Origin of the sequence: Erwinia sp. V71 (assembly GCF_965644245.1) — a bacterium.
In the GTDB taxonomy this organism is placed as follows: domain Bacteria; phylum Pseudomonadota; class Gammaproteobacteria; order Enterobacterales; family Enterobacteriaceae; genus Erwinia.
The window spans coordinates 61,969-79,710 of sequence record NZ_CBFFRK010000007.1 but is presented as its reverse complement, the minus strand read 5'-3'; the positions used below and the strand labels follow the sequence as shown (position 1 = coordinate 79,710).

Here is a 17,742-nt window from a genome sequence, read left to right as displayed (position 1 = left end):
AGCAGGATAGCTTATCGGTAGCTAACCGTCCCTCCATCCACATGACCAAGCGTTGCACTTATTATCTGAATTCGCGAGCAGCATATCAGCGATATCGTGCCATGGGACGAGAACCTCCATACGGTCGAGGAACTGTTTTTTGCGGGAGGAATAGCTGGCAAGAGCGGGCATCGTGAAAAGTCTATGTCAAAGAAAGGGTTATGTTCTCATAATTGACGATTAAATCGCACCTTCCAGAAGGGTGCCCGGCGCATTCAGCGTGATATTGCCGCCCGCGCCGGTAAAACCGTTCAGGGTGATATCGCGGTTGCTGGTGAAGTTCACATCACCACCGCCCTGCACTGAACCGCTGCTGGTGATGCTATTACCGCTCAGGGTCAGGTCACCGCTGCCGCCGGTGATTTCGCCGCCGTTCGTCAGTGCGCCCGTGGCTTTCAGCGCCACCGTTTCGCCCTGCAGGGTGCCGTTATTGTTCAGCGCTCCGCCCGTGGTGATATCCAGTGTTTTTCCGGCAGCTATTGTGCCACCGGAGGTCAGGCTGTCTGCCAGTTTCAGCGTCGCATTGCCCAGCGCCACCACCTGACCCAGTTGGTCGAAGCCGTTGCCGGTCAGCACCAGGTTGCCGCCGCTGAACAGTTTCCCTGCCGCTTCCTGCGTAATCTGTCCGCCGGTGAGGGTCAGGTCACTGCTGCCGAGCAGCGTGCCGCTGTTAGTCAGTTACTGATAATCAGCGGTCAGGGTATTCGCCTGAATCGTACCGCTGCTGGTGAGTGTGTCGCCCGTCAGCGTCGCCTGCTGCTCCGCCAGCAGGGTGCCGGTATTGCCTGCTTTTGCTACATTCAGGATCAGGCTGGTTGCCTGCAGCCAGCCGCTGTTGCTCAGCGTATCGCCATTCAGCTGCAGCGTACTGCCCTGAATCCGCCCGTGGTTATCAAATTCTTTTGCACCCAGTGTCAGCAGGCCACCGCTCTGCAGGGTTTTGTTCTGCTGCTGGGTCAGTTTTCCCGTCAGCTGCGCCGTCAGGCTGTCGACACCGTTGACGGTGCCGTTGTTATCAAGCGATCCACCGGTTATCTGCAGATTTTTTGCTGTCCACTCCCCCTCATTCGTGAAGGTCTGAGCATTTAACGTCAGTTCATCAGCCTGTATCTGGCCGTGATTGCTCAGGGTATCAGCACTGATCTCAGCCTTCACGCCGCTCAGCATCACGCTGCCAGAGAGGTTGTTCAGCGTCTTCGTCTGCACATCCAGTAAGGAGCCGCCCCGTACTTTTCCACTGTTATTCAGCAGATCGCCCGTGAGTGTTAACTTTCCTGCAACCAGCTGTCCGGCATTATCGAGTTGCGCAGCAGATAACTGCATCTCTTCATCCGACAACAACAATCCCTGAGCCTGATTATCCAGACTGTTACTGAGCAGGCTTAGCGACTGCGTGCCCTGCATCAGTCCGGCATTAGTGATGGCGTCACTCTCCAGCCCCAGCTGTGCAGCAGACAGCGTGCCCTTATTCGTCAGCTGCGCCGTCTTTATCGTCAGGCCGTTATCACTGCTGATACTGCCGCCCGCCCTGTTCACCAGGCTGTCACGTGCGGTGATAGCCGCGCTGCCCTTCGCGCTCACCGTGCCGCTTTGCTGTACCGTGTTCGCCGCCACCTTCAGTTTCTGCCCCGCCAGCATATCGCCGCGGTTATCCAGCGTCCCGGCGTCCACTTCCAGCGTGTCGCCCACCAGCTTTCCGCTGCTGGTCAGCTGTTTTGCCGTGCCCTTCAGCGTGCCTTTCGCCACCAGTGAACCGCTGTTGTCAGCAGCGTCGGCATCCAGCGTGATATTTTTCCCGGCTGTAAGTTGTCCGGCGTTATTCACCTTGCTCCGCACCACCGGGCTGTCAGCATCTGCCGCTGCGACCTGCGTATTCAGGCTGGCGATGCCGGTTTTTGCCGTCAGGCCAATATCACCCGCCGCATCTGCGGTGCTGTTTTGTCCAGCGTCAGTTCAGAACCTGTGAGGCGGATATCTTCCCCCGCCGTCACTGTCGCACCCGTCAGCTGCACCCGCTCACCGCCGTCCAGCGCCACCGATTTGTCACTCACCAGTGAGCCGCCGTTCAGCGCGATACCTTTTTGTGCACTGACAGTTGCGCTGCCTGCAGCCTTGTTATCGCCACCGAGTTCAGCGCTCTCCGCCTTCGCCGTCAGCGCGCCGCTGCTCAGGCTGCTGTTCAGCACCAGCTTACCGTTCGCATCCAGCGTGATATCGCCCTGACGCGCGTTCAGGTTGCCGAGGTTCACCCCGACGCCCTTCTCGCCCGACACCAGGTGAATACGGTTGGCATACATCCCGCCCAGCGCGCCGGTATCCACCGCCACCACCGGGGCGTCACCTTCGCCGTCAATCGCAGAAACACTGCCGTCAGAACCGACGCGGTTCGCCCCCGCCACCACCTTCAGGTCTTTGGCATGAATCGCCGCATTCACCTCGGTGGCGCGGGAGATAATCGATAGGGCATCGCTCTGGCTGGCGTCCAGCCCCTGACCTTCCACGGTGATGGTGCCTTTGGTCACGTCCAGCGACTGTAAATTACCTTTCGCATCAAACACCGGCTTACCGGTGGTCAGGGTGGCATTCGGCGTGTTGATAAAGCCGCAGCCGCTGCAGGTGATGCCGTACGGGTTAGCGACAATGACATTGGCGGCTTTCCCCGCCACTTCGGTATAGCCCTGCAGCTGCGAACGGCTGCCGCCGGTGACTTCGTTGATAATGCCTTTCGCTTCGCGTCCGGCGGTGAGATTGGGGTTGTTCTGGATATAGCCGCCGAGCTGGGTTTTGTTGAGCTGCCCGGTGGCGTTATTGAGAATGAGACCTTCTTTACCGACGTTGTAATCTCTGAACTGATTATGGGAAATCCCGGCGCTGTTCGGTTTCGCGATATTCATCACCGGCACGCCGTTGGCGGCTTTATCCATGCCGGTGCCGCTGGTCACCGGATTAATGGTGGCGGAAATCGCCGGCAGCAGCGGATGAAGTCGATTGTCCATAATCTTTGCCTTGCCGGTTAAAAGACGAGTGAAACGCGGTAATAAACGGTCAGATGATCCGGCCCAAGCCAGTCGGGGTATTTCAGTGGTGTGCCCAGCGTTAACTGCGTCGCCACGTAACGATTAGCGGTGCTGAGCCCCAGTGCGCCCCCCCACAGGGTGCCGGAAGCAAATTCGTCGTACTGATCCTGCCTCAGCCAGCCACCATCCAGCGCCAGCAGCGCATTGACCTGACCGATGACGGGCAGGGTAAACAGGGTGTAGTTGAGTTCGTTACGCAGATATCCGCCGATATCGCCGGAAAGATATTGCTCTTTAAAGCCACGCACAGAGCTGTCGCCGCCCAGCGTTAACCGTTCACTGCCATACAGCCGATCGGGCGACCACTGCCCATACAGGCTGCTCAGCCACCACAGGTCGTCTGAGAACGGACGCTGGAAACTGGCGCTCAGGCTCCATTTACGGAACTGCGCTTTCGGCAGTTCGCCGTTTTTACCCTCATCACTTTCCGCATCAAACCAGTCTATGCCGCGGCTGAAGGTCGGGTTAAAGGTTGCGACGCCGCCCGCCACTTTTTGCGTATGGGTGATACCCAATTGCAGGCTGCTCAGCTTACGGCTGCTGCTCTGCAACAGAGCGTCATTGAGGAAGTTATGGCTGTTGTAATGGCTGAGGCCCGCCATCAGGCCGGTTTTGATATCACCATTGCGAAACACCACCCAGTTACCGGTCAGGCGATGGTTGGTGCTGTCGCCGCGCGACAGCCAGAGAAAACCCTGATTATCGATGGTGCTGCGATAGTCGCTGCGGCTGTAGCTGTAATCCAGTAAGCCATACCCCCACGGGATGCTGACGCCCGCCTGCAGGCTGCGCGAATCGCGCGAGTGAGAAAATGCGCTACTGCGGCTATTGCTGAGAAACCATTTATCCGCCAGCCCAAGCGGATTATTGGCGATCAGCGAACCGCTTAAGGAAGGTGCGATTAATTCGATGGGAACCATTTTTTCGTCCTGTCATCGTATGGTAAATGAACAAAGAACCGCCCAAAACACTGAAAACGATAGATGAACGGCAATCATTGTAGTCATGAACAGAACTTTGAATGATTAAATCGCACCTTCCTTAGTTCATACGATCATCTCATGGTCATCGTTTCGATTATTGTTGCCATCCTTGCTTCCTATACTGCGCTTGATATGGCAGGACGTGTCAGCAACAGCAGCGGTAAAGCAGCCGTCGTCTGGCTGTTTGGCGGCGGTTTCGCGATGGGTATCGGCATCTGGTCGATGCACTTTATCGGTATGCTGGCGATGAACCTGCCTATGCTGATGAGCTACAGCTCGCCGCTTACCGCGTTATCGATGGTCATTGCCATCGCCGCATCCGTATTTGCCCTGTGGATTGTCTGCAAAGGCGAATTGCCGGTATCCAGATTATGCGTCGGTGCTATCGTGATGGGCAGTGGCGTGGTAGCGATGCACTACACCGGCATGGCGGCACTCATCTTCGAGCCGGGCATTATCTGGGACAGCTTCTGGGTGGCCTGCTCGGTCGTGATTGCCCTGGTCGCCTCAGGTGCCGCGCTGTGGCTGGCCTTTAAACTGCGCCATGAAACCGGCCATAAAGCCTGGCTGCGTATCGGCGCAGCGGCCATTATGGGCATCGCCATCGCCGGGATGCACTATACCGGCATGGCGGCAGCCAGCTTCCCGATGGGCAGCCACAGCAGCCACTATGCGGTCGACAGTGTCGACAGTAACTGGCTGGCCGTGCTGGTGATGGTGGTGACGCTGGCGATACTCGGTATTACGCTGCTGGTGTCGATGCTGGATGCACGCTTGCAGGCGCGTACATCGATCCTCGCCTCCTCGCTGGCGGAAGCCAATCGTGAACTGGCCCAGCTGGCGCTGCATGATAATCTCACCCGCCTGCCTAACCGTATTCTGCTGGAAGACCGCCTCGAGCAGGCGATTAATAAAGCCACGCGCGAAGACTCGCAATTTGCCCTGATGTTTATGGACCTGGACGGCTTTAAAGCCGTCAATGACGCTTTTGGGCATCATATTGGCGACAGCCTGCTGGTGGCGGTGACGGAACGCATGACCGCCAGAATTGAGGGGCACTACACGCTGGCGCGTCTGGGCGGTGATGAGTTTGTCCTGCTGATCGAAATTGATGATCCTAATGATGCCGCGACCGTCGCCAATGCGCTGGTGAAAGCCATCGCCGACCCTTTCGAGATTTCGCGCTACGAACTGATCGTCTCACTCAGTATTAGCATCGCCGTATTCCCGGGCGATGGCGCCGATGAACGTGAGTTACTGTTTAATGCTGATGCAGCGATGTATCACACCAAAAATAACGGGCGTAACGGCTATAACTTTTTCCAGCCGTCGATGAATACCATCGCCCAGAACCAGCTGCAGTTGATTAACGATCTCTGGCTGGCGCTGGAGCACAAGGAACTGCGTCTGTTCTACCAGCCGAAATATTGCGCCCCTCACGGGCCGATTCTCGGTTTCGAAGCCCTGCTGCGCTGGCAGCATCCACGCCGTGGCTTGCTGAGCCCGGATGTATTTCTGCCACTGGCGGAAAAGACCGGCTTGATCATTAATATCGGTAACTGGGTGATTGATGAAGCCTGTCGCCAGTTGCGGATATGGCATCTGCAGGGACACAGCCACTGGTCAGTCGCGGTCAATCTGTCCGCCCTGCAGTTCGAGCAGAGTGGTCTGGTGGAGACGGTGGTCAGCGCGCTGAATACCCATCATATCCCGGCGGAGCTGCTGACGCTGGAAGTGACAGAAACCACCGCGATGCGCAATCCTGATGAGAGCGTGCGTATTCTGACTGAGCTGACGGAACTGGGAGTCAAAGCTTCCATTGATGATTTCGGCACCGGCTACTCCAGTCTGCTGTATCTGAAGCGTTTACCGGCCAGTGAACTGAAAATCGACCGTGCGTTTGTCAATGAGCTGCAGAAAGAGACGGAAGACGCCACTATCGTGTCCGCGATTGTCGCGCTGGCGCAGTCGCTGAACCTGAAAGTGGTGGCCGAAGGGGTGGAAACACGCGATCAGCAGGCGTTTCTGACTGACCTCGGTTGTAACTCGTTACAGGGCTATCTGTTGGGTCGGCCAATACCGCCGGAGAAGGTGGATGAGTTGCAGGAGTATGTTAGCGGGGAGCCAAAGCAGGAGCAGTAGTGTACGATTCCCCTCCCCCACGCAGTGGGGGAGGGCCAGGGAGGGGAGTCAGTGGCACAGTGCTTACTGTTCCCCCATCCCAGCCTTCCCCCGCTTGCGGGGGAAGGGGCTTAAAAAAGCGAGCGAGTTTATCGCGCTGCGCTTTCCATGCCCATCAAACCAATCTTCAGATAACCCGCCTGGCGCAGTGAATCCATCACGCTCATCAGCGTTTCATAATCGACAGTCTTATCCGCCTGGAAGAAAATCGTGGTGTCTTTTTTCCCTTCCGTCTGACTGTTCAGCACCTCGACCAGATTCTCTTTGGTCACCGCTTCATTGCCGATAAACAGCTGCTTATCTTCTTTAATTGACAGATAAACCGGTTTTTCCGGACGCGGCTGTGGCGCGCTGGTTGATGCAGGCAGATTAACGCGGACATCCACTGTCGCCAGCGGCGCAGCCACCATAAAGATGATCAGCAGCACCAGCATCACGTCGATAAACGGCGTGACGTTGATTTCATGCATTTCACCGTTGCTGTCGAGATCTTCGTTTAATCGCATCGCCATGGCGCTTAACCTACCCGCAGTTTGTGCGCCGCAGCAGTCTGATGCGCCTGCTGGCTGTTCGCCAGATCCAGATCGCGGCTCTGCAGCAGCAGAACCTGCGCCGCCACATCACCCAGTGAGGCTTTGTAACCAGCGATCATACGGGCAAAGACGTTGTAGATAACCACCGCAGGAATCGCGGCCACCAGACCAATCGCGGTCGCCAGCAGTGCTTCGGCGATACCCGGCGCAACCACCGCCAGGTTGGTGGTCTGGGTTTTTGCGATACCGATAAAGCTGTTCATGATGCCCCATACCGTACCGAACAGGCCGACGAAGGGGGCGATGGCGCCGATGGTCGCCAGGTAACCGTTACCGCGGCCCGCATGACGACTGAATGCCGCAACGCGACGCTCAAGGCGGAAACCGGTACGTTCTTTAATGCCGTCGTTATCGTCCGATCCGGCGGAGAGCTCCAGCTCGTTCAGCGCTTCTTTCACCAGCAGCGTACTGAGGCTGTTCGCTTTGAAGGTTTTGGTGCTTTCTGCCGCTTCGTTCAGCGAGCGCACCGTAGCCAGCGCCTGCTGTTCACGTTTCAGACGGCGTTTTGCCGACAGCAGTTCTGCGCTTTTGCTAAAGAAAATCGCCCAGGTGATGACGGATGCCAGAAGCAGTCCAATCATTACCGCTTTAACGACGATGTCGGCATGTTCATACATACCCCAAACAGACAGGTCTGTTTGCATCAAATTAGTGGTTACCACGCTGTGTCTCCAACCCTGATTAACAACGTCTATCCTCCGCGCGCATGAAACGTTAGCCACGCTTATTAGTCTGGACAGACGGAAGAATCGACGATCATATCAAATTAGCGCTGAATTGATAGTAGTTCTCATTAGTATTTACACTGTTCGCGCCTGCTTTTTTGCCCGGTCTCACCCACCCCAATAACGTCATGGTCAACAGCCGACCTGCATCACACTTATGAAATGATGTTTTATAAATTAGCAAACTCCATTTCATTACGTTACAAAACTGTGAGTCCCTTCACCGCAGCTGCTTATTTTTCAGGCTATTTTTTATCCGCATTATTCTAACAATGACCGCAACTCTGGAGCCTGAGATGAATGTAATCCGCACTGTACTCAGTTTAAGTTTGTTGAGCGTCCTGTCAGCCCCTCTGCATGCCGCGACCATTCGCGCGGCCGATGTCCACCCGAAAGGTTACCCTAACGTTGTCGCCGTGGAGCATATGGGCGAAAAACTGGCGAAAAGAACCGATAACCGGCTGGAAATTAAAGTTTTCCCCAGTGGCGTATTGGGTGATGAAAAACAGATGATCGAGCAGGCGCAGGTAGGCGCGATTGATATGATCCGCGTGTCGATGGCCCCGGTCGCCGCGATCCTGCCGGAAATCGAAGTCTTTACCCTGCCCTATGTGTTCCGTGACGAAGACCATATGCATAAGGTGCTGGACGGCAAAATTGGTCAGGAGATTGGCGACAAGATCACCAGCAACCCCAACTCAAAACTGGTGTTTCTCGGCTGGATGGATGGCGGTACACGTAATCTGATCACCAAAAAACCGGTACTGAAAGCAGAAGATCTGCATGGCATGAAGATTCGCGTCCAGGGCAGCCCGGTGGCGATTGATACCCTGAAAGCGATGGGCGCCAATGCGGTGCCAATGGGGGTCAGCGAAGTATTCAGCGGCATGCAGACCGGCGTGATCGACGGCACAGAGAATAACCCGCCGACCTTTATCGCCCACAACTATCTGCCGGTGGTGAAGAACTACACCCTCAGCGGTCACTTCATTATTCCTGAGCTGTTTCTCTACTCAAAAGTGAAATGGGACAAGCTGAGTAAAGAGGATCAACAGCTGATCCTGCAACTGGCGAAAGAAGCACAGGCGGAGCAGCGCCAGCTGTGGGCCACGTACAACCAGCAGTCGATCGACAAGATGAAAGCAGGCGGAGTGCAGTTCCATCAGATCGACAAAACGGCGTATATCGAAGCCACTCAGTCAGTGCGCGACCGCTACGCGGCAAAACATCAGCAGCTGATGCAAGCCATTGCTGACGTGCAGTAAACAGGAGCGGCCGATGGCGAATAAATATCATTCCCTGATGGATGGGCTCTACCTGGCGGCAATGGTGCTCTCCGGCGCGGCGCTGCTGGTGATGACGCTGGTTGTGCCCTTTGCCATCTTTATGCGCTACGTGCTGAACGATGGCGCACCGTGGCCGGAACCGCTGGCGATTATGTGTATGGTGACGTTCACGTTTGTCGGCGCCGCCGTCAGCTATCGCGCCGGTTCCCATATCGCAGTCTCGATGCTGACCGACCGTCTGCCGCCTGCATGGCAGTCCGTTGCGGCGCGCGTGGCCGACCTGCTGATGCTGGTGATTAGCCTGTTTATTCTCTGGTACAGCAGCCAGTTGTGTCTGCAGCTCTGGGGGCAGCCAATTGCCGAGTTTCCCGCGATTACCGCCGGGCAAAGCTACTTACCGGTGCCGCTGGGTTCGGCGCTGACGCTGCTGTTTGTGCTGGAACGTCTGGCGTTTGGTTCGCAGGAACAGCGCCCGGTTGTCATGCTGGGTAATACCTGAGGAGTCGTTATGGATGCTTTTGTATTACTGATGACTTTAGCGGTGCTGCTGGCAATAGGCATGCCGGTCGCGTATGCCGTAGGACTGAGCGCGCTGGTCGGCGCATGGTGGATCGATCTGCCGCTGGAAGCGCTGATGATCCAGATGACCAGCGGCGTGAATAAGTTCTCCCTGCTGGCGATCCCGTTCTTTATCCTCGCGGGCGCGATTATGGCGGAAGGCGGTATCGCCCGGCGGCTGGTGAATTTTGCCTATGTGTTTGTTGGCTTTATTCGCGGCGGCCTGTCACTGGTCAATATCGTCGCCTCCACCTTTTTTGGCGCGATCTCCGGTTCGTCGGTGGCGGATACCGCATCGATCGGATCGGTTATGATCCCGGAGATGGATAAGAAAGGTTATCCGCGTGATTACGCCGCGGCAGTGACGGCCAGCGGCTCAGTACAGGCGATTCTGATCCCGCCCAGCCACAACTCGGTGATCTACTCGCTGGCAGCCGGTGGCACGGTGTCTATCGCAGCCCTGTTTATCGCGGGCGTGCTGCCTGGATTGTTGCTGGGGATTACGCTGATGGTAATGTGCATTACGTTTGCCCATCGCCGTAATTATCCGAAGGGGGAACGCATCCCGTTTAAACAGGCGCTGAAGCTGCTTGGCGAAGCACTGTGGGGGCTGATGACGGTGGTGATCATCCTCGGTGGGATTCTCAGCGGCATTTTCACTGCCACGGAATCGGCGGCAATTGCCTGTCTGTGGGCGTTTTTTGTCACCATGTTTATCTATCGCGACTACAAATGGCACGAGCTGCCGAAACTGATGTGCCGCACAGTGAAAACCGTCACCATTGTGATGGTGCTGATTGGTTTTGCCGCCGCGTTTGGCGCGGTGATGACCTGGATGCAGCTGCCGGATCGCATTACCACCTTTTTCACCAGCATCTCCGACAATAAGTATGTGATTCTGATGTGCATTAACATCATGTTGCTGCTGATTGGCACGCTGATGGATATGGCGCCGATTATCCTGATCCTGACGCCGGTGCTGCTGCCGGTCACCAATGCGCTGGGCATCGATCCGGTACATTTCGGCATGATCATGATGGTGAACCTCGGTATTGGCCTGATTACGCCACCGGTGGGATCGGTGCTGTTCGTCGCCAGCGCGGTCAGTAAGCAGAAGATAGAACAGGTGGTGCGCGCCATGCTGCCGTTCTATGGCGCACTGCTGCTGGTGCTGATGCTGATCACCTATGTCCCCGCGATCTCGTTATGGCTGCCGCACCTCACGGGGGTGATGGGCGGTTAACCCCGCGCCCGGCAACGCCGGGCGCACGTTAATTATCCATTTTCCTGCTAAGCCACGGCCCGCTAATCGTGTTAAGTTAATTGTTTCTCAGGATTTGGCAGGGCAGCACAGGTATGACAACGAAAAAAATCGAAACCGCGCTGATTAGCGCCGGTCGGGCAAAACGTTTTACTCAGGGTTCCGTGAACAGCGTGATCCAGCGCGCGTCGTCGCTGGTATTTGATACCGTCGCAGATAAGAAACGCGCCACCGCCGGACGTGCGCATGGCGAACTGTTCTACGGCCGCCGCGGCACCCTGACGCACTTCTCCCTGCAGGACGCGATGACGGAACTGGAAGGCGGAGCCGGATGCGTGCTCTACCCTTGTGGCGCAGCAGCCGTCGCGAATGCGATCCTTTCCTTCGTCGCTGCCGGCGATCATGTGCTGGTTACCGGCTCGGCCTATGAACCGACCCAGGACTTCTGTACGAAAATCCTCAGCAAAATGAATGTCACCACCGGCTGGTTTGATCCCTGCATTGGCGCAGGCATCGCCGATCTGGTGCAGCCCAATACCAAAGTGGTGTTCCTCGAATCCCCCGGTTCCATCACCATGGAAGTACAGGATATTCCGGCGATTGTTGCCGCGGTACGCAGCAAAGCGCCAGATGCAGTGATTATGCTGGATAACACCTGGGCCGCAGGCATTCTGTTGCGGGCGCTCGATTTCGGTGTCGATATTTCGATTCAGGCGGGCACCAAATACCTGATTGGTCATTCTGATGCGATGATCGGCACTGCCGTCGCCAATGAACGCTGCTGGGCACAGCTGCGCGAAAATTCCTATCTGATGGGGCAGACGGTGGACGCCGATACCGCCTACATGACCAGCCGTGGCCTGCGCACGCTGGCGGTGCGCCTGCGTCAGCATGAAGAGAGCAGCATCCGCATCTCGCAATGGCTGGCACAGCGCCCTGAAGTGGCGGTGGTCAACCATCCGGCGCTGCCGCAATGCAAAGGGCACGAATTCTGGAAACGCGATTTTAGCGGCAGCAGCGGTCTGTTTTCGTTTGTGCTGAAGCAAAAACTGACGCCGCAACAGCTGTCTGATTACCTTGATCATTTTGAGCATTTCAGTATGGCGTACTCCTGGGGTGGCTATGAGTCACTGATTCTTGCCAATCAGCCAGAAGAGCTGGCGGCAATCCGCCCTGTCGCCGGAGTCGATTTTAGCGGTACACTGGTGCGGGTGCATATCGGTCTGGAAAATGCCGACGATCTCATCGACGATCTGGCGGCCGGATTTGCCCGTATTGCTCAGTAATAACCACTCAGGCGCGAGTGGCACTAAAAAATGTTTAATAGAACCTCAACAACAATGCCGCTTCGCGCCATAGATCAAGATGTTGCCTGCCATTTGCAGGTACAATCTTCACCAGGGCTTAGAACCGCAGCAAACAGGACATGACATGAGTGCAATACATGAGATTGTGCAAGCGCTTTGGCATCAGGACTTTGCCGCGCTGGCCAATCCTGAAGTGGTGTGGGTGGTGTACGGGGTGATGTTCCTCACTCTGTTTCTGGAAAATGGTTTGCTGCCCGCCTCGTTTTTGCCTGGCGACAGTTTATTGCTGCTGGCAGGTGCTATGGTGGCAAAAGGGGTGATGGATTTTGTCCCGACCATGGTGATACTCACCACTGCCGCCAGCCTCGGCTGCTGGCTGAGCTATCTGCAGGGTCGCTGGCTGGGCAACACGCAACTGGTGAAAAGCTGGCTGCTGCATCTGCCTGCGCAATACCACCAGCGCGCCTGGCATATGTTTAACCGTCACGGTCTGCTTGCGTTGCTGGTCGGCCGTTTCCTCGCCTTTGTGCGTACCCTGCTGCCGACCATGGCGGGGATTTCCGGGCTGAAAAGCGGTCGCTTCCAGTTTTTTAACTGGCTGAGCGGCCTGCTGTGGGTATCGATTGTCGTGGCCTTCGGCTATGGCATCAGCCAGGTGCCGTTTATCAAACGTCATGAAGATCAGATGATGGCGATTCTGATGGTGCTACCTGTCGCACTGCTGTTTATTGGCCTGACCGGCAGCATCATGATGGTATGGAAACATAAAAAGAAGAAGGTACAGGCCTGAATCAGGTGGCGCGCATTCGCGCCACTTCTTCCCCCGGAGTCACACCAAAAAAGCGCTTAAACTCGCGTGAAAACTGTGACGCACTTTCGTAACCCACGCGCATGGCCGCCGCACTGGCTTTCAGCCCATCCTGCACCATCAGCATCCGCGCCTGATGCAGACGATAACTCTTCAGATACTGCAACGGCGAGGTGCTGGTCACCGCTTTAAAGTTGTGATGAAACGCGGAGACGCTCATATTCACTTCTGCTGCCAGTGATTCCACGCTCAGGTTATCGGTATAGTGATGTTCAATCCGGCGCAGCGCACGGGCAATCAGGCTGAACTGCGTCTGGCGGCTGACCAGCGCCAGCAGCGCACCACCGCCGGTCCCGGTCAGTACGTAGTAGAGAATTTCACGCACAATATTCGGCCCCAGCACCCGAGCCTCGCGCGGCTGAGACATCACATCCAGCAACCGCTCACAGGCGCACAACATCGCCTCACTCAGTGCCACCGAATGAATACCGCGCGTCTGCGGTACTGGCTGGAAACTGTCGTCATCGCCGATATCCATCAGTAAATCCTGCAGGATGATGGAGTCGACATCGAGTGCAATACCGGCCAGCGGCCTGTCCGGACTGGCGAAAGTTTCACACTCAAATGGCAGCGGCACCGTCAGCATCAGATAGTGATTCACGTCGTACTGAAACACCTCCGTACCGAGATACCCCACCTTTTGCCCCTGAAACAGGATCACGATACCGGGTTTATACATCACCGGCATACGGCCATAGTGGCGGTCGGCGTAAAGCAGTTTGATATCCGGCACCGACGCCAGCGACGTTTTGCCCTCGGTCATCAACCCTGTCACCTGTCGCGCCAGCCGGGCGCAGATTGCCTGACGATCCATACCTGTATCCATAATCAACCGGGAATCAACAAAGTGTGCCCTGTTGCTGTGCAATTCTCCAGCGCTGAAGAGGATCAGGCAAGATTAAAGCAGGAATGGGCATAGCCGCTGCCTTCGCTGCCCGTTAGGGTAACGATATTTCGTGGCAACCTGCGATAGCAGGCTAGACTCTAATATTAAGCCGATGCCGCAGGCATCCGTTAACTCGTGAGCAAGGAGACGTTATGGCAGAGCAACCGATTATCAAGCTGCGCGATGGCAATATGATGCCGCAACTGGGACTGGGCGTCTGGCAGGCCAATGTCGAAGAAGCACGCAGCGCAGCGCTGACCGCATTGCAGGTCGGCTATCGTTCTATCGATACCGCCGCGATCTACAAAAACGAGGAAGGAATTGGCCAGGCGCTGCAGGAAACTGACGTGCCGCGTGACGAGATTTTTGTCACCACCAAGCTGTGGAATGACGAGCAGCTGAATGCGCCAAAAGCGCTGGAAACCAGCCTGAACAAGCTGAAACTGGACAGCGTCGATCTTTATCTGCTGCACTGGCCCTGCCCGCAGCAGGATAACTATGTCAAAGCCTGGCAGTCACTGATTGCGCTGCAGCAGCAGGGGCTGACCAAAAGCATCGGCGTATGTAACTTTAACCAGCCGCATCTGAAACGACTGATCGATGAAACAGGGGTGGCGCCGGTGGTGAATCAGATCGAACTGCATCCGATGCTGCAGCAGCGCGAACTGCATGCCTGGAATGCCATGCATCAGATCCAGACTGAATCCTGGAGCCCGCTGGCGCAGGGCGGCAAAGGCGTGTTCGACCATGAAGCAGTGAAAAACCTGGCGAAGAAATATGGCAAAACCCCGGCGCAGATTGTGATTCGCTGGCATCTGGACAGCGGCCTGGTGGTGATCCCGAAATCAGTCACTCCATCGCGCATTGAAGAGAACTTTAAGGTGTTCGATTTCCGCCTGGAAAAACCGGAAATCAGCGAACTGACCAGACTGGATAAAGGTCACCGTCTGGGACCGAATCCGGACGAGTTTAACTGATCCCTTACCGGGCGGCGGAACACACCGCCGCCCGGCAGCCTCGTTTACCCCAGCCACTCCCGCCTGCACGATCAATTCTCCCCGTTCCGTTATCAGAAAGCACACAGTAAAGCGGCGAAAGCTGTAAGCAGAAAAACCGGGCGACTCGTATCTTAAACGGCACGTTTTTTTACTGTCCGTATAGTTAAAATCGGCAACGCCTTTTCGCGAGGTTTTATGTTTAAAAACACACCGGTTGCAGAAGTTCACTGGCAGAAGGCTATACAGACTCATCAACAACCTGACGCACAGACACCGCTAACCAATGCCCTGCGGCAAGTCAGCAACCCATCCAGTCCTGTAGTGCACTTGTTACAACAGCAACCTGACCAGCCCCTGCCGCTCCCCTCTTTTCACCCCACGCAAACAGACGTGATGAAAACGCATGCTGATACGTACCCTATCAGGAACGCTGTTTTGTCATCAGTATGGGATCCACGCTCTCAGCCACTGGCGGCGCCCACGCTGCTTTATGCACAGCAACGCCATGCTGTACAACCTGCCACGGTTAATCGCGAGGGGCATCTCATCCCGCCATTAGCACACCAATATGGCATTAAACGTGGTCAGTCACAGGCCCCTGGCCATAAACAGACTTACTGCCGTTCAGCTGAAATGATACAAAAACAGCAAATGACCGCCGAAAAAACCGGCAAACCCCGGTTGCCTGGGCAGTCCCCCGCCACAGGCCGCAAAAGAGCCGGCCGCCCGGCACAAACGACGACAGCAAACACCCAAAGAACCGAAGCATGGGTGCACACAACGGTCATCAATCGCGGGATAGCAGAGCAGGAGCAGGCATTCTGTTGTGCTGAGACTGCCATCATGAAGGATGTGGCGGCCACACTGAAACAGCATAAAACGCCGTTTAAAGCGATACAGCAGACAGTACCCGGAATTTTTCAGCAAATGGCTCTCATGATGCCCAGTGTGATTGAGCAGCAATTCATCACGGAAGCGGCGCAGACTCCCCTTCTCCATTTTCCTGACGGAATGCAGTACACGGCAGCTGACGTGCTAGCCACCACCATCACCCTAAAAGCGAAAGCCCGAACCGATGGGCAGGGCACTGAAGCCTCTCAGCTACAGGAAATGAGCAGACTTAACAATAAAATTAGCGAGTTGAAGAGAAAGCTGAAGGTATCCGCAGGGGAGGAACACTGGCGTCACCTGATAAGCCTTCATCGGACACAATCCCAGTATGATCAGTACCTCATCACCCTGTTTCCGCAATACCACTGCCTGAGAAGCCTGAGCCAGGCGCGTGTTCCCGCGCGGGTCAATGCGGTGATCAATTACTGCAACCAGCTTTATGCGACAGAAACAGCGGCTCAGGCTACGGCTAGGGAGGCGGCGGCAAAGACAGCGTCGGTGCGTAGTCAGCCTCCGCTTCCCTCTCAGGAGAGCAGCACGCTTAGCCAGGCATCGGCATTCACCCCTTCGCTCCCCAGCACCGGCTCGCAGAAAGCCACGGAGGCAGGGTCCCCACCTCTGCTGAGCCCGGTGCACTCGCTTTCAGAAAACCCGAGTATCTCGTCCCTGCAGTCTCCTCCCACCCTCACACAAATACAGAATGATGCTTTTCTGCCCCCGCCAGCAGTACAGGACGCAGAGGTACAAACCGATGACCTGCCAGCCGACAATGAACAGGTCAGTGATACAGAGGCGGCCGGAGTACGTCACGCTGAGGTACAAACCGACGAGACACTGTACGATGAAGAACACTCTGATGAAGAGCAGGATGATGAAGTCCAGATTATTGCCGTGCGGAGAGCGGAAAGGCAGGCCGATGTCACCGGGCAACGTCTGCTCATTAATCTCGACAGACGTACCTCTGACTCATCGCAGACTATCGCGTCATCTGTGCCGGTGAGTCCTGCCCCCTTCCTGTCTGGCAGACCACAACCGGCCGATTTTTCTGCAGATGAAAGGACATTCGGCACCGCATTGCTGATGTGGGAGAGCATGGTACAGCAGCTACAGCATTATGGTCAGGACATACTGGAAAACCGTTTCAGTGGGCTTATCAGTTACCTCTCTCTCCCACTGGAGAAATGGCTGCAACTGGCAGGCAACGATGGGCTGAGCAACCCTGGCAGGCAGATGCTGAACGTCTGGAAGAGTAAGCGGCAACAACCGGTCACCGAAGCAGAAAAAACACTCTGGCTGCAGGCATTTGATAAATATCTCGCCCGCCGCCAGCAGGGCTGGATGACAACAGATCAGCCCATGAGGCTGGAAACTGCGCCACAGGCAAATCCTGTCATAACCTTTCCCGCTCAGGAAAAGCGCGCTAGCGCGGGCCAGCAGCAGGAGATAGTCATCATTCCAGACGCCCCTAATTTGTCCTTACTGGCCAATATTATCCATGACCAAAGAGCCTGGATGGAAGTGTGTTTCGAAGCCATGCCGCCCATGATTGTTCGCAGCCATATGTACAGCCAAAAGAGGACAACACTGGTGATCGTCACTGCGGATAACCTGGTGCACAGTGTCTACTCGGCAACATCGTCTCATGCAATACCACCGGCTGAACTGCTGCATCCTCACAGCCTGTTAAGGCAATGCGTCGCCGTCGTTCGATATATCAACCAGAATCACTACTTCGCATGGCGATCGCAGGGCAGCAATGTTCAGTTTGGCCGACACCCGGAATACCCCGGACGAATTATATTTGATAGCGCCGGTTGTGAATTACGCAACACAGTAACACCCGGTTTTTGCCTGACGGAAGCTGCCGCACTGGCAGAGCCAGGCAACAGGCATATTAGTGAGCCGGCCGATATTGTAAGAATAGGCAACACGCTGCGTCGGCAGGTCAGAACGGCGATCAGCCGGCTCCCGCTCACGAACCGTGAATTGATGGCGAGTCTGGAGGACCATCTTGCGGCTCAGCAGATGGCGGCCGAAGAACACCACTAGCCGTTTTGTCAGTCATGCAGCCGGATTCGCTATCCGGCTG

General features: G+C 56.0%; 13 protein-coding genes and 3 pseudogenes. 8 read left to right on the top strand and 8 right to left on the bottom strand.

The window, feature by feature from the left end; genetic code table 11:
• Window positions 1-75: 75 nt before the first annotated feature.
• From ACSZO1_RS03020 to ACSZO1_RS03000, 5 genes and pseudogenes are all read right to left on the bottom strand, one after another.
• Window positions 76-171: pseudogene (locus tag ACSZO1_RS03020) on the bottom strand (IS5/IS1182 family transposase); the annotation flags it as partial.
• Between the two features lie 48 nt (window positions 172-219).
• The gene (locus tag ACSZO1_RS03015; RefSeq protein ID WP_437609385.1) at window positions 220-615 is read right to left on the bottom strand and encodes a hypothetical protein; all 396 of its coding nucleotides are present in this window, start codon (window positions 613-615) and stop codon (window positions 220-222) included.
• Between the two features lie 102 nt (window positions 616-717).
• On the bottom strand, window positions 718-1,677 hold the full coding sequence (locus ACSZO1_RS03010) for a hypothetical protein (protein ID WP_437609389.1): 960 nt from the start codon (window positions 1,675-1,677) through the stop codon (window positions 718-720).
• 39 nt (window positions 1,678-1,716) lie between these two features.
• Window positions 1,717-3,035, bottom strand: a pseudogene (locus ACSZO1_RS03005) (filamentous hemagglutinin N-terminal domain-containing protein); the annotation flags it as partial.
• Between the two features lie 17 nt (window positions 3,036-3,052).
• Window positions 3,053-4,006 (bottom strand): annotated as a pseudogene (locus ACSZO1_RS03000) (ShlB/FhaC/HecB family hemolysin secretion/activation protein); the annotation flags it as partial.
• A 171-nt stretch (window positions 4,007-4,177) separates the two neighbouring features.
• Between ACSZO1_RS03000 and ACSZO1_RS02995 the strand changes: the two are divergent.
• Complete coding sequence (locus ACSZO1_RS02995) at window positions 4,178-6,241, top strand: EAL domain-containing protein (RefSeq protein ID WP_437609383.1); 2,064 nt, start codon at window positions 4,178-4,180, stop codon at window positions 6,239-6,241.
• 128 nt (window positions 6,242-6,369) lie between these two features.
• Here the strand turns inward: ACSZO1_RS02995 and exbD are convergent, their stop codons facing one another.
• Window positions 6,370-6,792, bottom strand: coding sequence for a TonB system transport protein ExbD (gene exbD / locus ACSZO1_RS02990; RefSeq protein WP_437609381.1), 423 nt, complete (start codon window positions 6,790-6,792; stop codon window positions 6,370-6,372).
• A gap of 5 nt (window positions 6,793-6,797) precedes the next feature.
• The gene (gene exbB / locus ACSZO1_RS02985; protein ID WP_437609380.1) at window positions 6,798-7,517 is read right to left on the bottom strand and encodes a tol-pal system-associated acyl-CoA thioesterase; all 720 of its coding nucleotides are present in this window, start codon (window positions 7,515-7,517) and stop codon (window positions 6,798-6,800) included.
• Between the two features lie 377 nt (window positions 7,518-7,894).
• Between exbB and ACSZO1_RS02980 the strand changes: the two genes are divergently transcribed.
• The 5 genes from ACSZO1_RS02980 to ACSZO1_RS02960 all read left to right on the top strand — a co-directional run bounded on the left by ACSZO1_RS02980 (window position 7,895) and on the right by ACSZO1_RS02960 (window position 12,800).
• The gene (locus ACSZO1_RS02980) at window positions 7,895-8,863 is read left to right on the top strand and encodes a TRAP transporter substrate-binding protein (RefSeq protein WP_437609378.1); all 969 of its coding nucleotides are present in this window, start codon (window positions 7,895-7,897) and stop codon (window positions 8,861-8,863) included.
• A gap of 13 nt (window positions 8,864-8,876) precedes the next feature.
• A complete protein-coding gene (locus tag ACSZO1_RS02975; RefSeq protein ID WP_437609375.1) occupies window positions 8,877-9,383 on the top strand; it encodes a TRAP transporter small permease in 507 nt (168 codons plus the stop codon).
• A gap of 9 nt (window positions 9,384-9,392) precedes the next feature.
• Window positions 9,393-10,685: a TRAP transporter large permease gene (locus ACSZO1_RS02970; protein WP_437609373.1), complete on the top strand. Its 1,293-nt coding sequence runs from the start codon at window positions 9,393-9,395 to the stop codon at window positions 10,683-10,685.
• Between the two features lie 113 nt (window positions 10,686-10,798).
• On the top strand, window positions 10,799-11,989 hold the full coding sequence (gene metC, locus ACSZO1_RS02965; RefSeq protein WP_437609371.1) for a cystathionine beta-lyase: 1,191 nt from the start codon (window positions 10,799-10,801) through the stop codon (window positions 11,987-11,989).
• Window positions 11,990-12,134: 145 nt separating this feature from the next.
• Window positions 12,135-12,800: a DedA family protein gene (locus tag ACSZO1_RS02960; protein WP_437609369.1), complete on the top strand. Its 666-nt coding sequence runs from the start codon at window positions 12,135-12,137 to the stop codon at window positions 12,798-12,800.
• Between the two features lies 1 nt (window position 12,801).
• Here the strand turns inward: ACSZO1_RS02960 and ACSZO1_RS02955 are convergent, their stop codons facing one another.
• On the bottom strand, window positions 12,802-13,692 hold the full coding sequence (locus tag ACSZO1_RS02955; protein ID WP_437609367.1) for an AraC family transcriptional regulator: 891 nt from the start codon (window positions 13,690-13,692) through the stop codon (window positions 12,802-12,804).
• Between the two features lie 224 nt (window positions 13,693-13,916).
• On the opposite strand from ACSZO1_RS02955, the gene dkgA reads away from it, so the two are divergent.
• Together dkgA and ACSZO1_RS02945 are read left to right on the top strand one after the other, a co-directional pair.
• Window positions 13,917-14,741, top strand: a complete 825-nt coding sequence (dkgA, locus tag ACSZO1_RS02950) for a 2,5-didehydrogluconate reductase DkgA (protein WP_437609365.1) — start codon at window positions 13,917-13,919, stop codon at window positions 14,739-14,741.
• A gap of 216 nt (window positions 14,742-14,957) precedes the next feature.
• Window positions 14,958-17,702 (top strand): hypothetical protein, encoded by a 2,745-nt coding sequence (locus ACSZO1_RS02945; protein ID WP_437609363.1) that lies wholly within the window; start codon window positions 14,958-14,960, stop codon window positions 17,700-17,702.
• Window positions 17,703-17,742 lie beyond the last annotated feature (40 nt).

Coding starts and splice junctions, on each gene's coding strand:
- ACSZO1_RS03010 (WP_437609389.1), bottom strand. CDS start 1,677: ATGCTGGCGGGGCAGAAACTGAAGGTGGCGGCGAACACGGTACAGCAA.
- ACSZO1_RS02995 (WP_437609383.1), top strand. CDS start 4,178: ATGGTCATCGTTTCGATTATTGTTGCCATCCTTGCTTCCTATACTGCG.
- exbD (WP_437609381.1), bottom strand. CDS start 6,792: ATGGCGATGCGATTAAACGAAGATCTCGACAGCAACGGTGAAATGCAT.
- exbB (WP_437609380.1), bottom strand. CDS start 7,517: ATGCAAACAGACCTGTCTGTTTGGGGTATGTATGAACATGCCGACATC.
- ACSZO1_RS02980 (WP_437609378.1), top strand. CDS start 7,895: ATGAATGTAATCCGCACTGTACTCAGTTTAAGTTTGTTGAGCGTCCTG.
- ACSZO1_RS02975 (WP_437609375.1), top strand. CDS start 8,877: ATGGCGAATAAATATCATTCCCTGATGGATGGGCTCTACCTGGCGGCA.
- ACSZO1_RS02970 (WP_437609373.1), top strand. CDS start 9,393: ATGGATGCTTTTGTATTACTGATGACTTTAGCGGTGCTGCTGGCAATA.
- metC (WP_437609371.1), top strand. CDS start 10,799: ATGACAACGAAAAAAATCGAAACCGCGCTGATTAGCGCCGGTCGGGCA.
- ACSZO1_RS02960 (WP_437609369.1), top strand. CDS start 12,135: ATGAGTGCAATACATGAGATTGTGCAAGCGCTTTGGCATCAGGACTTT.
- ACSZO1_RS02955 (WP_437609367.1), bottom strand. CDS start 13,692: ATGGATCGTCAGGCAATCTGCGCCCGGCTGGCGCGACAGGTGACAGGG.
- dkgA (WP_437609365.1), top strand. CDS start 13,917: ATGGCAGAGCAACCGATTATCAAGCTGCGCGATGGCAATATGATGCCG.
- ACSZO1_RS02945 (WP_437609363.1), top strand. CDS start 14,958: ATGTTTAAAAACACACCGGTTGCAGAAGTTCACTGGCAGAAGGCTATA.